The following is a 13,974-nucleotide window of genomic DNA, read 5'->3' as shown; positions in this document are numbered from 1 at the left end:
AAAATCATGCAAAAAAGGAAATTGGGAAATACCGGTTATCAGATCAGCCCCGTTGTCTATGGGGGAATTGTATCTATGGATGATGGTCAGGATGCTTCTGACCGCTATGTGGAATATGCTATTCAAAAAGGAATCAACTATTTTGATGTGGCCCCCTCCTATGGCGATGCCCAGGAAAAGCTGGGTAATTCCCTGAAACCTTATCGTAATCATATTTATCTTGCATGTAAAACCAACTGCAGGCTGGCTGAAGATGCAAAAAAGGAATTGGATGAATCCTTTGATCTGCTGCATACGGACTATTTTGATGTTTATCAAATGCACGGACTTGCAACTATGGAAGAACTGAACACCGCTTTTTCCAAGGGCGGGGTTATGGAAACCATGTGCAAAGCGCAAGAAGAAGGAATCTTAAAAAAGCTGGGCATCACCTGCCACAGTGAAGAGGTGGCTTTAGAGGCGCTTAAACGCTATAACTTTGACACTGTGCTCTTTCCTTTAAACTGGGGAGTAAATCTTGGAAAAGACTTCGGTACCCGCATTGCAAAAGCAGCCAAAGAAAAAGACATCGGTTTGCTTGGCATGAAAACCCTGATTCACCGCGCATGGATAAATGAAGAAGAACGTAGGGAATCTTCTTTTCCAAAATCCTGGTGTAAGCCCATTTCCGGCAATGAAGCCCTGGGGATCGCTGCCATTAAATATACGCTTTCCATGGGTGCAGATGCTGTTGTACCGCCTGGAAATTTCGAAAGTTTTTCTTTCGTTGTGGATCATATCGACGAATGCCTGAACCATCCTTTGTCTGATAAAGAAAAAGCCCTTCTGGATGATGAACTAAGAATGATAGATGGGCAGTATTTCTTCTAATTAAAGGTCTTTCCACCCAAAATGGATGCCGGTATCATAGCTGCCGGCATCCATTTAATACGTTATTCTTCTATATATAAATCTACTAATTGATCACCTGCCTGCTCTCTGATATCATCATAGACATTCTGTGCCAGCTTTTGCATTTCATCGTGTACTTCATTCGAAAGTTCGATTCTTTCCACGCCTGCTGCTTCCATTATTTCAATCCTGTCTTCCACCCGGATATTAGCCTGTTCTCTGGCATACTCTGTTGCCGATTTTGCTGCTTCCTGAATAATCTTCTGTTGCTCCCGGCTTAATTTATCCATAAAATCTTCACTGGCAATCAAGGTAATCAAATGAGGCACATGATTCGTCTCTACCATATATTTTTGCTGTTCATACAGTTTTCCGGATACAATGACTTCATATGGATTTTCTTCTGCATCAATCGTGTGCTGCTGCAAACCAATATATACTTCACTGAATGCCATCGGGGAAGGGTTTGCTCCCAGATCCTGCCAGAATTTTAAATGATTTGCATTTTCCATGGTCCTTATTTTCTGTCCCTTAAATCCGCTTATATCCTGGATATTCTTATTTGTTGTCATAACCCGGAAGCCCTGATCTGCAATCCCCAGCAATTGATAACTGCTTTTTTCATATACTTCCTGAATTGCCGTATAAAATTCCGGATTATCGATCTTCTCCCGTACTTCCTCAATGGTAGTACTTGCACATGGAAGATCAAAAACAGCCGTTTCCGGCATAAAGCTTACCTGTGGAGCCGTATTTTGCACTACAAAGGGGATATCCCCATCCGCACAGCTTTCTAAAAGTTCTCTGTCACCACCAATTACCCCATTTGGATACACGGCTATTTCCATAGATCCGTTACTGCGCTCCATTACTTCCTGGGCAAACTTTTCACTATACACCTGCGTCACAGTATCTTCCGGACTGCTGGTACCCAGTGCCCATGCATAATGGTTTTCTGTTTTACTGCAGCCACATAATACACTAATCATACTGATCGCTAAAACGGTAATTCCTGCTTTCGATAACTTTTTCATTATGATGCCCTCCTTATAATGACAGGCTGATAGCCGGAATGAATGTAATCAGCAGCAATGCAACCAGGAAGATTAGAATCATCGGCAATGCCTTTTTAGCAATCTGCATAACCGGCACTTCTGTCATGGAACTTGCCACAAATAAATTCACGCCGATTGGCGGAGTAACAAAACCAATCGCCAGGTTAATTACCATAATAATACCGAACTGAATCGGGTCTACACCAATTCCCGTAATGATGGGAAGCATGATCGGCGTTACAATCAAAATCGCAGGGCTGGTATCCATAATCATTCCCACAATCAGTAAGAACACATTGATAACCAGTAAAACTGCCACCTTTCCCGAGAAGGAATCTAAAATCCATCCGCTCACAAGCTGTGGAATCTGCATAAGAGTCAGTACTCTTGAAAAAGCGCTGGACGCTACTAATATAAATAATAAGGGTCCATAGGTTCTGCAGGACTCCACACAAATTGCATAGATATCTCTCACATGAATTGATTTATAAATTACAATACTGACAAACAAGGCATAGAAAACAGAGATTACCGCCGCTTCTGTCGGAGATGCAATTCCACCATATATACATCCTAATATAATGACCGGAGTCAGAAGTGCCCAGACTCCATCTTTTAAAAGGTGTAATAATCCTTTCTGACGTAATTCTCCAACAACAAATTCAATCTTTTCCCGATCCTCTCCATATCTTCTGCAATAGTAATACGCATACCCCATAAGCAAAAGGGCAATTAAGATACCTGGAATAATTCCAGCCTTGAACATAGCTCCTACCGATTCCCCTGAAGCCATTCCAAATAAAATATAAGGTATACTCGGAGGAATAATAACTCCCAGTCCCCCTGCTACTGCTACGATTGCAGTTGCAAAGACTTTATCATATCCAAGATTTATCAAAATAGGAATTGTCATGCTTCCCACAGCTGCAACAGTCGCAGGGGCAGAACCTGATATCGCCCCATAAAAGAGGCAGGTTATAATTACTGCACAGGGAATTCCAGCCTTTCTTTTTCCAATAAAGAAAGCAAATACATCAAATAATTTGCGGGATACACCACCTCTTGCCATAATAATACCGGATAATACAAACATGGGGATAGCCAGGAGCGGGAAACTGTCAATTCCTCCCAGCATGGAACGAATCACATAAGTCGCACTGGCGGTGAAGCTGGAATCTGCCATTCCCGGCAAAACCGAAACAATTCCTAAAGATGTTGCAATTGGTATGGATAAAAATAAACATGCAATAAATATAATAAATACAACTACACTGCTCATGCTTCCTTCCCCCTTATCATTTGAATTTCTCCCCATATCTGCTGTACGGCCCGTAAACATACAAGCACGAAACATACAAACGGTGCCGCCTGAACAATATACATTGGCATCTCACAAGCTGTACTGAGCTGTCCGCTCTCTACCGCTTTCATCATATACGACCAGGAAAAAGGAATCAGGTAAGCAAAAAAGATCAATTCTGACATATGTACAATAATATTAGCAGCCGCATGCATTTTAGGTTTTAATTTACTAGTAACCTGTTCCAGGCGGATTGCAATTCCTTTTGTCATACAAAAACTAATGCTTAAAAATCCTGACCACACAAACAAATATCTGGTAATTTCTTCTGTCCAAGCCATAGAATTATTGAATAAATATCTGGCGCAGATCTGAATCCCCATAATCAAAGTCATTATCATCAAAAATGACACCATGATAAACTCTTCAAAATTCTTGTTTAACCATTTTAAAGCTTTCATACCTTCTCCTTTCGGTTCCATGATCTTTTAATTCGAAAAAGCAAAGCCCCCACTATAACCTTTTCGGTTCCAAACACGATTAAACTATGCAGCACTGGAAATCATTTTTTTATACCTTACATTTACAAAAAGTGCCAGGGCAACCCCTATAACCGTTACAACAATATTTAAAACCATTACCGCTTCCGGTCCGCTGTTTGTGCTCAACTGCCCTGCAAATGAAAGAATTGTATAATTAGACAAGCTGGATGCAATCATAATAATACTTGTAATCGTTCCCTTGATGGAAGGAAAAAGATCATTTACTGTTGCAGTTGCCAGCTGCAATACCCCTCCTGCTGCAGAATACCCGATAACAAATGCACCAACCAGACATATCAACGGTGTTTTTATAACAAGTACGATGATCAGCATCAACGTTGCAATTGCAGGATAAATTACCAGAAAACGAACCTGTTTAAACTTGTTTACCAGAACCGCTGTTACAAACAGCGCTGCAATAGTTCCAGCCGAATACCAGGTCTGCATCATGCCCGCATCTTCCATACCTGCTATCTGAGTTCCGAACTTTTGCGAACAATTCATCCACAACTGAAAGGTTGCCGTACAGGTAAATCCAATTGCAATTAACGCAGCACTTTCCGCTGTAAATTTTGCCTTTTTCAGATTTGCAAAAAAGGAATCCGGCTTACCATCGGCTTTCTTTTGAATTTCAATCATTGGCACCTTTATGACTAAAATACCGATTATAACAATTACTGCTGCAGCCGCAATCATAATGACATTATACGACATATTTCTTGCAGCTACAAATCCCAGCATAAATGGCAGTAACAACTGTGAAGCAGAAATAAATAATTTTGTCAGCATTGCTGCCAGACCGGAACGCGGTTCCAATATTTCTACACATGCCGGTATAACTCCTGTATCTAAAAATGAATTTGCTGCTCCACCAAGGATTGCTGCAATATACGCAACTGCCAGATTCGGTGAAAATGCCATACCAAGGAAGAATATTGCATATGAAGCCACACCGATCAGCGTTGATATTCTTCTACCAAGCTTATCCGAAATTGGGCCGGAAAAAGGCAGCGTAATCAATCTCCCAAGTCCCAATGCCGCAGCTACCATCGTTACCTTGTCATCTCCTGTTCCCCACTGGGCCGCAAGTGCCTCTTTCATAACCTGCTGTCCTAATATAGAGGCCCCGATTCCGTGGATAAAATAATTCAGATACAAAATAAATGCACTAGGATAATACTTTGATTTTCTCACCGCTTCACTCATTACTTCCTCTCCTTTTACCTGAATTCCATCACTTTTTGGATGTTTCTCCCTGATGTTTGTAACATTTATTGAGATTATTATATCAATTAGATTCAATAAATACCAATCGTTTATTTACTGTTATTCATAGATATTGTCTATAGTTATACGCTCTGATTTCTCTTTTCCCATTCGCTTGAATACATTAATGCGCTAAAGAAATAATTGACTTTTTCTGTCAAATAGTTTACTATTAAAAAATCATATATCACAGAATTTTACTGATAAACAATGAGCTAATGAAAGGGGATTATAAAAATGGCAAGAAAAATAACCGGACATACACGTCTTGCATGTCTTTTAGGAAGTCCAGTAGAACATAGTATTTCACCCGCAATGCATAACGAAGCATTTGAGCAGCTGGGTCTTGACTGTGCTTATCTGGCATTTGATGCTGGTGTGGATAAAATGCCTCAGGTAGCAGAGGGGCTTCGTGCAATGAATGTTTTAGGTTTTAATATTACAATGCCTGATAAAAACATCATGTGTGAACTTTGCGATGAACTTTCACCCGCTGCAAGGATTGGCGGCGCTGTGAATACCGTTTTAAATGATAATGGAAAATTTGTTGGTTATACAACAGATGGCACCGGATTTATGATGGCATGTAAAGATTCCGGATTTGACATTATAGGCAAAAAGATGACCCTGTTAGGAGCCGGCGGCGCTGCCAGCGCTATTCTAATTCAGGCAGCTTTGGACGGTGTAAAAGAAATTTCTGTATTCAGCATTCACGACGCATTCTGGGATCGTGCTGAAAAAATCGTCGAAACGTTAAATGCAGAAACAAAATGCATGGTAACTCTATTTGATTTTGATGATCCTTCCGTCCTGAAATCTGAAATTGCCGGAAGTGATATTCTGACCAATGGAACAAGCGTTGGTATGGCTCCAAATACAGATGGCTGTCTGATTACCGATACCAGTGTTTTCCATGAAAATCTGATGGTTTTTGATGTAATTTATAATCCAAAAGAAACAAAGCTACTAAAGCTTGCAAAAGAATGCGGATGCCGTACCGCCAACGGTATGTATATGCTTCTATACCAGGGTGCAGCATCTTTTAAGATCTGGACCGGGCAGGATATGCCGGTTGATATTATTAAAGATAAATATTTCAAATAATAAATTTCCATGTGTAGAAGGACAGGGGGCATATCATTTCAGATTGAGCTCTCCTGTCCTTTTCTTGTATATTACTTTTCTTATATTACGTTTCTTGTATATTACTTTAATCATTTTTCTTTATTTCTGTATTTTATTTCTGTATTTTATTCCTGTGTTTCTTTATTCCCTAATTCCACAGCCTTTTTTTCCTGATCTGTTTTTAACTTTTGAACTATCTCAACAGACAGACCTGTCTTTCTGGCAATGGTTTCTACATCCAGGATATCGATCAGATTCTTTGCAATATCTATCGCTTTCTTTTGTTCACCCTGCTCTATTCCTTCCTCCCTAATCATGATTTTTTCTTCCCATTGCTGCAAATACCTTACCCCCACTTCTTCATTGCGCTTTATGCTTGAGACGCGCTTATGTATCTTGTGAATACGCGAACTTTCGCATTTGCGGCAGACTTCATCCGTAGAGCTTTCCACGTAATGCAGAAAATCAATTAATTCCTGGCTTACCCCTTGCCGGTCTATCCCCTTTGTATTTAAAAAGATCCTAACTGCACCATCTTCTAAAACAGTGCCAGGCAATTCCTCACACTCCATCCTGCAAGTATAACGATACTTTCCAAATCCAAAAAGATCAAAACAAGCGATCATAATCATATAGGAATCATTTAGCTCATTAAAATCTATGACACCCGGTTCCAACAGGGATACATCCAGATGCGCCTGATAAAACCTGCCTCTCCTTGCCAAATTTCCTGCATTTTTCTGCTGCATTTCCATATTGTAGATTTTATCATCTGCATCAGCTGCAAAAACGTCCAATTTTATAGATCTTTGTGAGGTTGTAGTTCGAAATTCCTTTTCAGTTTCATTTTTCTTCAAAATTGTAATTTCTTTATCCAGTATGATTTCCAACATCGCTTGACAGCATTCCGGATCTTCTGCTACTTCATCAAATAAAAATCTGTCTTTCAGATCCAGTTTCTCTAACGGTTTCATCTTCTTTAATATTTTTTCCATGTTTGTCTCCTATATTATAACATCAAAAATAAATTACAGCAACATCGGACTTTGCACTGTACCTACTATTTATCTTACATCTGTAAGCAAATGTATAAAATTATAATTTGCAATATTATAACACGCTTTAAGTCCCGATATTAGTTTATAGTTACCTGTTACTTTTCCATATTAAAATTAATCATTCGTCCATTTACGTTATTTGGAGTTCCCAGCGAGCTGCCAGTAAAAAGAAATATTATAGATATGTTATATACAATAAGACTACTATATTTTATGTAATTAGTCAATAATATATTTATTAAAATGTATATTTATTTGCAATAAATTTTATATATATTTAGTGATATAAGTGTAAAATTGCTAATTAATTCACCACTATTGCATTTCCTGAGATCACGGCATAATTTATAGTCTTTCTCTATTGATTATGGACAAATTAACAATTTGTTTTACCAATTATCCTGTATTATAATAGAATCAACAAAGTTGTTAAAGTATTAACACTTACACAAAACGGAGGAATCAAAATGAATAATTATCCTAATATTTTTAATCCCCTCAATGTCAAAACAATGACACTTAAAAACCGTATTGTTATGACCCCTATGGGTACTAATTTCGGGGAACAAAATGGTGAAATGAGCTTTCTGCATATTCAATACTACGAACAACGCGCTAAAGGCGGCACAGGACTAATTATCCTGGAAAACGCCAGCGTAGATTCTCCGCAGGGCTCCAATGGCACAACGCAGCTTCGTATTGACCAGGACAACTATATTCCTCGCCTGTTCAAGCTCTGTGAGTCAGTACATAAACATGGTTCCTGCATCGCAATTCAGATTAACCATGCCGGAGCTTCTGCTGTTTCTTCACGAACTGGTATGCAGCCTGTATCTGCGTCCGACATACCATCCAAGGAGGGCGGAGAAATTCCCCGGCCTCTTGAGATAAGTGAAATCGAAGCAATTGCAAGAAAATATGGAGAAGCCGCCAAACGTGCACAGATAGCCGGTTTTGATGCTGTAGAAGTACATTGCGGACACTCTTATCTGATTAGCCAGTTTCTGTCTCCTACTACAAATAAGAGAACCGATGAATTCGGAGGATCTCCTGTAAACCGCGCCAGATTTGCTTCTATGGTTATGTCCGAAGTACGAAAAGCAGTTGGACCCATGTTTCCTATTCTCATGAGGATCAGTGCAGACGAAATGATCGAAGGCGGCAATACGCTGGATGATATGCTGAACCTAATGGAATATTTCCAGAAAGAAGCCGATATCATAGATGTCTCAGCCGGACTGAACGGATCTATTCAGTTTCAGATTGATTCCAACTTCCTTCCGGATGGCTGGCGCTCCTACATGGCAAAAGCCGTAAAAGAAAAATTTAATAAACCAGCTATAACCGTTGGTAATATTCGAGATCCTAAAATTGCCGAAGATATTTTAAATCGTGGAGATGCCGATCTGATCGGTATGGGCAGAGGATTAATTGCGGATCCCGATTGGGTCAATAAAGTAGAGTTCGGGAATGAATGCGATATCCGCAAATGTATCTCCTGTAACGTAGGCTGTGCCGGCAACCGCATAGGCGTCAACCGTCCGATCCGCTGTACCGTCAATCCTGCTGTAAATGATGGCCAGGATTACCTGAAAAAACAGGTGAACAAACCTTGTAATGTTGTGGTTATCGGAGGCGGAACTGCCGGGCTGGAAGCCGCCTGTACTGCTTCTGAAGTAGGATGTACTACATTTCTGCTTGAAAAAAGTGATCATCTGGGCGGTCTGGCACATGAAATTTCTAAGATCCCGGACAAAAAAAGACTTGCTGACTTTCCTCACTATCTGATACACAGGGCAAAAAAACAAAAAAACCTATTTATTTTTCAGAATACATGCGCTAATGTGAGCAAAGTAAAAGAACTAAATCCTGATATTATCGTAAACGCCACCGGTTCTAATCCACTGCTGCCTCCAATTAAAGGGCTGCATGAGACAATGAGCAAAGAAGATACCAAGGTCTTCTCCATTTTGGATATGATACAAAATATCCCTAAGTATCCAGACGATATGTCCGGCAAAAAAATTGTGGTTATCGGAGGCGGGGCAGTTGGATTAGATGTCGTTGAATTTTTTGCTCCCAGAAATGCAAGCGTCAGCATCGTTGAAATGATGCCTCAAATAGGCAAAGACCTGGATCCGGTATCAAAGGTTTCAACAAAAGCGCTTATGAAAAAATACAAAGTAAACCAGATGCCAAATACTGCACTGCAGGAAGTACACGATGACTACTTTCTAGTTAAAAGAGACGGGATAGAAGAAAAACTGGACTTTGATTATGGATTTGTCTGTCTTGGAATGCGAGCAAATTCCCCTCTGATGAACGATCTGAGAGACCATTTCTCTTCTAAAGAAGTTGAGATCTATAATATCGGAGACAGCGTAAGAGCACGGCGCATTATTGATGGTACACAGGAGGGACGCAATATCATAAATATATTAGAGCGAAGAAATTTCATATCATAATCCTTGCATAAGGCATGGAAAGAGGGGTGTTTATATTCTTTAACATCTCTCTTTTTTTATGCTTGTCATAACTGCTCTGCACTCAGGATAAACTATAGGACGTTACAATAATAAACTTTAAATTCTGATTATACTAAGAATCGGATTAGCTGCTTTATGAACAGAAATTATGCTGAGAATCGGATTAGCTGTTTTATGAACAGAAATTATGCTGAGAATCGGATTAGCTGCTTTATGAACAGAAATTATGCTGAGAATCGGATTAGCTGCTTTATGAACAGAAAATTACCGGAGCAGGAGGATGTTTATCCTTCCTGTTCCGGTATATAATAACTTAAATATTAGAACCATGTAAAATCTTCAAAACGGTTCTCAGCTCATCCACTGCAAGCTGCCCCGGCGCCGACGCCCGCCTGGCCGAACCAAACGTCAATGCTGAACCAAAGAACTCTCCTGCGATTCTGCTGACTGATCCCATCCACTTCATAGACATTGTAATAACCGGACAGTCTGCATATTTCTGTATATAATCATCTGTTGCAGCGAGCAGAGTAATAACATCCGCAGATGTATTTGGCATAACGGCTATTTTAGGGACATCCGCACCAATTGCTCTCATTTTTTTTAGGCGTTCCAGGATCGTATCCTGATCCGGAGTACTTTGGAACTCATGACTGGAAACAATTACTTTTGTATTACTTTGATGAGCAGATTCAATCACATTTTTACAGATCTCCTCACCCCTGAATAGTTCCACATCCACAAAATCTATCTCGTTGGCGGCTGCTGCCTCTTTGTTCATTTTCTCATAATTCTCCGGTGAAATTGCTTTTTCCCCGCCCTCTTCTGCCGTGCGGAATGTAAACAGCAGCGGAATGTCTCCAAGGGAAAGACGTATTTCCCGCAATGCCTCTTTTACTTTCTCCAGATCTTCGGAAGCATCAAAATAATCTACTCTCCACTCGACCATATCCGCACTTGCGGCCTTTGCCAAATGAATTTCTTCCAGCAGCGTCTTCACATCTCTACCTGTTAACGGGACACATATTTTAGGAATTCCTGCCCCCAGCTTCATACCTCTAACGTCCAATACTCTACTCATACTTATACCTCCTGCATATCGCAGGCCTGCCTGCGATACTGCCTTAATAAGTAGTTTGAAAGTGCTTTCCTTTCAAACTTCCTCCTGCTATTCTTTTTATCTGCCGTAAGTGTAAATCCCAAAGCTTTCTAACAATTCTAATCCTTTTTTCAAATCCTTTTCATAATTGTCAAATGTGTTAGCCTCATAGGAAATCATACCCTTGTAGCATATCTTTTTTAATGTCTCGAATAAGAGACTATAATCAAATCCATCTTCCAGCATTGGAACTCTTCTCTCCGGAAATGCATGAATGGGATTATCCACATGCACGTGCTTTATGAAGTCCGCATATTCTTCTATGATGGAATATGGATGTCCGCCGGCTGCAAACCAGCGAAAATCCAGTAACGTTTTTAAATTCGGGCACCCCAGCTCCTTTGCATATGCAAATGCTTCCGGAATGCTTACCACTGAATTACAAATAGAACTATGCAATGGCTCTAACATAATCGTAATGTTCTCTTTTGCTGCAGTATCACACAGATTTCTCAGTAATTCCCGGTTTTTTTTCACTGCTTCTTTTCTTTTTTCACCTTCCGGAAGGCTTCTGGTACGGCCGTTTCCATACACAAAGTAACGAGCCCCCATTTGAGACGTCCTAAATACAGCTTTCTTTAGATACTCATTATAATATTGAAAGTCAAAGGTATCCTCTGCAATTACCACATCCAGTGGAAGCGGATTATCAAAAATTTCACTAGCCAGTCCGCTGTCCTTTATTCTTTTCTTTGCCGTTTCAAATTCAGCATCATCAAAGGACATAATTTCTTTGATATGTAATTCGATTGCATCATAACCGGCTTTCGCTATTTTATCTGCTTCTTCTGTAAATCCAAAATGGCTGATTCTCATTTTCATGGTTTCACCTCAAGGCTCTCAATCATTTTTCAAAATAACTTTTACATCTTTGGATTTCCCGCTTGTAAGTTCCATCATTTTATTTTGCACTTCACTCATGGGAACTTCTGATGTAATTAACGCTTTCAGATTAATCTTATTTTCCATCAGCAAATCTACGATTTCATAGAGTTCGTCTACATAGCAATAGCTGCCATATAATTTCATTTCATGGGCAACTGCGTACTTATACTCAAATCCATCCATTCTTTCAACACCCATTCCAACCATGGATACTTCTCCGCCATTTCTTACCATCTTCATACTGGTATTTAGACTGACAGCTATACCCACCGCATCCATGCCTGCATACGCTCCATTGCCTCCGGTTAGCTCCATCACTTTTGCTACCGGATCTTCTTCCATGGAATTAATGGTATGGGAAGCGCCGCATTCTCTGGCTACTTCCAGTCTTTCGCTGTTAATATCTATGGAAATAATCTCACTGGCTCCCAGATATTTAAGGCACTCTACACACAACAGTCCGATGGGACCGGCTCCAAAAACAGTTACCGTCTTCCCTTTAACATCCTTCAGCATTTTCGCACCGCGGAGTGCAACAGAAGTTGGTTCAAACATGGAACCCTCCTCGAAACTAATCTTATCCGGAAGTTCGATTAATTTATCTGCCGGAACCACTACATACTCTGCCATGGCTCCGTCATAGCTGCCAGCAGGCATTGTAGTTCCTGGAATAAAACGATTTTCACACAGATTTGGCAGCCCAGCCTTACAATCCGGACATTCTCCACATGGAATATTTGGATAAACCACTACCCTGCCGCCTAACGCTATGGCAGGATGCTCCACGCCTTCCCCATAAGCATCCACAACTCCTGAGAATTCATGCCCCATTACTAACGGTGCCTGCCTCATCGCAGACGTCCCTTTAAAACCCCCTGTATCTGATCCGCAGATAGACACTGCTTTGACTTTTATTCGAACCTGGTTTTTATCCGGCACCGGAATCGGTCTTTCCTGTTCTTCTATGGTAAATGGTGCAGTATATACATATGCTTTCATAATGAACCCTCTCCTTTTTGCTATTCCCCATATGCAGTGTCTGTCAGTATTTTTAAACAGACACCGCATACCTACTATTTTAAGAAATTGAAATCTGAACCTTAATCTCCGTATTGTGCAGATCATTTAAAACATCAAATGCTTTTTTCCCATCTGCCAGATCATAGCAGGATGTAATCAGATCTTCTACCTCCAGCTTCTTATCTGCCAGCATCTGAGCTGCTTCTGCCATTTCTGTTGTAAACATATAGCTGCCAAGGAATTTTAATCCTCTGCCTACAATTTCCATTGGATCAATTTCTACATGCTCATGCATCAGCGCCACTAGCACAATTGTTCCCCCATTTCGTACTAGTTGGAATGACTGATTAATAGATGCACCGACGCCTGCTGCAATAATAACTCTGTCCGCACCATATCCATCGGTATATTTCTTCACCATTTCTTCCACATTTTGATTACCAGCATTAATAATCTGATTTGCACCACATTCTTTTGCTTTCTCCAAACGTGTATCTAAAATGTCAGAGACAATTACATTTGGAACACCCAATGCTTTTAGAAATTTTACTATAAGTAAACCAATGGGGCCTGCCCCTATTACTACTGTATTTTTTTCATCCTCTGTAAATCCTTTTTTCGCACAGGCAAGTGTTACGCCACATGGTTCCAGCATTGCTGCTGCTTCATAGGATACATTATCTGCAATAGGAACAACCATCCACTCCGGTACTGCTACATACTCTTCCATTGCTCCATGTGTCTGGATCCCGCCAATTGCAGTCCCCATACTCTTTCGATTACCACAGAGATTTCCTTCTCCTCTTTCACAAAAGAAGCAGTCATTGCACAACACCATTGGATTAACCGTTACTCTCTGCGCTTTGGTTAGATTTGTTACACCTTCTCCAAGTTCTTCTATATCTCCGGAAAATTCATGGCCTAATACAAGAGGTGCCCGAAACCGGTCTGAAGCAACACGGTATGCCCCCAGATCAGAACCGCATATAGAAACCTTTTTGATTTTTATTAAAACTTCTCCTTTGCCGGGAACAGGAACAGGACGTTCTTCCAGTTCCAATATCCCCGGTCCTTTATATACTAATGCTTTCATCGCTTTTACGTGGCTTCCTTTCTATTCATTATTTTCTTTGTCCCGTAAACCGGCATACCAGACGTGTTTGATAATTCTTCAAACAGCTCTGGAG

Annotated in this window: 12 protein-coding genes; 3 read left to right on the top strand and 9 right to left on the bottom strand. The window is 40.3% G+C overall.

Annotation, left to right across the window (positions count from 1 at the left end; all coding sequences use genetic code 11):
- Nucleotides 1-6: 6 nt before the first annotated feature.
- Nucleotides 7-870: an aldo/keto reductase gene (locus QR40_RS05800; RefSeq protein ID WP_044294013.1), complete on the top strand. Its 864-nt coding sequence runs from the start codon at nt 7-9 to the stop codon at nt 868-870.
- 62 nt (nt 871-932) lie between these two features.
- Here QR40_RS05800 and QR40_RS05795 read toward each other — a convergent pair whose 3' ends face one another.
- The 4 genes from QR40_RS05795 to QR40_RS05780 all read right to left on the bottom strand — a co-directional run bounded on the left by QR40_RS05795 (nt 933) and on the right by QR40_RS05780 (nt 4,994).
- Nucleotides 933-1,925, bottom strand: a complete 993-nt coding sequence (locus tag QR40_RS05795; RefSeq protein WP_044293870.1) for a TRAP transporter substrate-binding protein — start codon at nt 1,923-1,925, stop codon at nt 933-935.
- Nucleotides 1,926-1,938: 13 nt separating this feature from the next.
- Nucleotides 1,939-3,225, bottom strand: a complete 1,287-nt coding sequence (locus tag QR40_RS05790) for a TRAP transporter large permease (RefSeq protein ID WP_044293868.1) — start codon at nt 3,223-3,225, stop codon at nt 1,939-1,941.
- Nucleotides 3,222-3,707, bottom strand: coding sequence for a TRAP transporter small permease (locus QR40_RS05785; RefSeq protein WP_027296224.1), 486 nt, complete (start codon nt 3,705-3,707; stop codon nt 3,222-3,224). Before QR40_RS05785 ends, QR40_RS05790 begins: the two co-directional genes overlap by 4 nt.
- An 84-nt stretch (nt 3,708-3,791) precedes the next feature.
- Nucleotides 3,792-4,994, bottom strand: coding sequence for an MFS transporter (locus QR40_RS05780; protein WP_044293867.1), 1,203 nt, complete (start codon nt 4,992-4,994; stop codon nt 3,792-3,794).
- A 297-nt stretch (nt 4,995-5,291) separates the two neighbouring features.
- Between QR40_RS05780 and aroE the strand changes: the two genes are divergently transcribed.
- Entirely contained in the window at nt 5,292-6,158 is an 867-nt protein-coding gene (gene aroE, locus QR40_RS05775; protein WP_044293865.1) for a shikimate dehydrogenase, read from the top strand.
- Between the two features lie 146 nt (nt 6,159-6,304).
- Here aroE and QR40_RS05770 read toward each other — a convergent pair whose 3' ends face one another.
- On the bottom strand, nt 6,305-7,174 hold the full coding sequence (locus tag QR40_RS05770) for an Rpn family recombination-promoting nuclease/putative transposase (protein ID WP_044289695.1): 870 nt from the start codon (nt 7,172-7,174) through the stop codon (nt 6,305-6,307).
- A gap of 530 nt (nt 7,175-7,704) precedes the next feature.
- Here QR40_RS05770 and QR40_RS05765 point away from each other — a divergent pair.
- Nucleotides 7,705-9,702: an oxidoreductase gene (locus QR40_RS05765; RefSeq protein ID WP_044293863.1), complete on the top strand. Its 1,998-nt coding sequence runs from the start codon at nt 7,705-7,707 to the stop codon at nt 9,700-9,702.
- Between the two features lie 334 nt (nt 9,703-10,036).
- Here QR40_RS05765 and aroD read toward each other — a convergent pair whose 3' ends face one another.
- The 4 genes from aroD to QR40_RS05745 all read right to left on the bottom strand — a co-directional run bounded on the left by aroD (nt 10,037) and on the right by QR40_RS05745 (nt 13,880).
- Nucleotides 10,037-10,804 carry a type I 3-dehydroquinate dehydratase gene (gene aroD / locus QR40_RS05760; RefSeq protein WP_044293859.1) on the bottom strand — a complete coding sequence of 256 codons (768 nt, stop codon included), beginning with the start codon at nt 10,802-10,804 and terminating at the stop codon, nt 10,037-10,039.
- Between the two features lie 96 nt (nt 10,805-10,900).
- The gene (locus QR40_RS05755) at nt 10,901-11,704 is read right to left on the bottom strand and encodes a sugar phosphate isomerase/epimerase family protein (RefSeq protein ID WP_044293857.1); all 804 of its coding nucleotides are present in this window, start codon (nt 11,702-11,704) and stop codon (nt 10,901-10,903) included.
- A gap of 18 nt (nt 11,705-11,722) precedes the next feature.
- Entirely contained in the window at nt 11,723-12,766 is a 1,044-nt protein-coding gene (locus QR40_RS05750) for a zinc-dependent alcohol dehydrogenase (RefSeq protein ID WP_027296217.1), read from the bottom strand.
- Nucleotides 12,767-12,845: 79 nt separating this feature from the next.
- The gene (locus tag QR40_RS05745) at nt 12,846-13,880 is read right to left on the bottom strand and encodes a zinc-dependent alcohol dehydrogenase (protein WP_044293855.1); all 1,035 of its coding nucleotides are present in this window, start codon (nt 13,878-13,880) and stop codon (nt 12,846-12,848) included.
- Between the last annotated feature and the right edge of the window lie 94 nt (nt 13,881-13,974).

This window comes from Robinsoniella peoriensis, from assembly GCF_000797495.1.
GTDB lineage: Bacteria > Bacillota > Clostridia > Lachnospirales > Lachnospiraceae > Robinsoniella > Robinsoniella peoriensis.
Note: the sequence above shows the minus strand (reverse complement) of the source record. Positions and strands in the feature narration are given on the sequence as shown.

Excerpts from the sequence above, each read along its gene's own strand:
- QR40_RS05800 (WP_044294013.1), top strand. The coding sequence starts at position 7 with ATGCAAAAAAGGAAATTGGGAAATACCGGTTATCAGATCAGCCCCGTT.
- QR40_RS05795 (WP_044293870.1), bottom strand. The coding sequence starts at position 1,925 with ATGAAAAAGTTATCGAAAGCAGGAATTACCGTTTTAGCGATCAGTATG.
- QR40_RS05790 (WP_044293868.1), bottom strand. The coding sequence starts at position 3,225 with ATGAGCAGTGTAGTTGTATTTATTATATTTATTGCATGTTTATTTTTA.
- QR40_RS05785 (WP_027296224.1), bottom strand. The coding sequence starts at position 3,707 with ATGAAAGCTTTAAAATGGTTAAACAAGAATTTTGAAGAGTTTATCATG.
- QR40_RS05780 (WP_044293867.1), bottom strand. The coding sequence starts at position 4,994 with ATGAGTGAAGCGGTGAGAAAATCAAAGTATTATCCTAGTGCATTTATT.
- aroE (WP_044293865.1), top strand. The coding sequence starts at position 5,292 with ATGGCAAGAAAAATAACCGGACATACACGTCTTGCATGTCTTTTAGGA.
- QR40_RS05770 (WP_044289695.1), bottom strand. The coding sequence starts at position 7,174 with ATGGAAAAAATATTAAAGAAGATGAAACCGTTAGAGAAACTGGATCTG.
- QR40_RS05765 (WP_044293863.1), top strand. The coding sequence starts at position 7,705 with ATGAATAATTATCCTAATATTTTTAATCCCCTCAATGTCAAAACAATG.
- aroD (WP_044293859.1), bottom strand. The coding sequence starts at position 10,804 with ATGAGTAGAGTATTGGACGTTAGAGGTATGAAGCTGGGGGCAGGAATT.
- QR40_RS05755 (WP_044293857.1), bottom strand. The coding sequence starts at position 11,704 with ATGAAAATGAGAATCAGCCATTTTGGATTTACAGAAGAAGCAGATAAA.
- QR40_RS05750 (WP_027296217.1), bottom strand. The coding sequence starts at position 12,766 with ATGAAAGCATATGTATATACTGCACCATTTACCATAGAAGAACAGGAA.
- QR40_RS05745 (WP_044293855.1), bottom strand. The coding sequence starts at position 13,880 with ATGAAAGCATTAGTATATAAAGGACCGGGGATATTGGAACTGGAAGAA.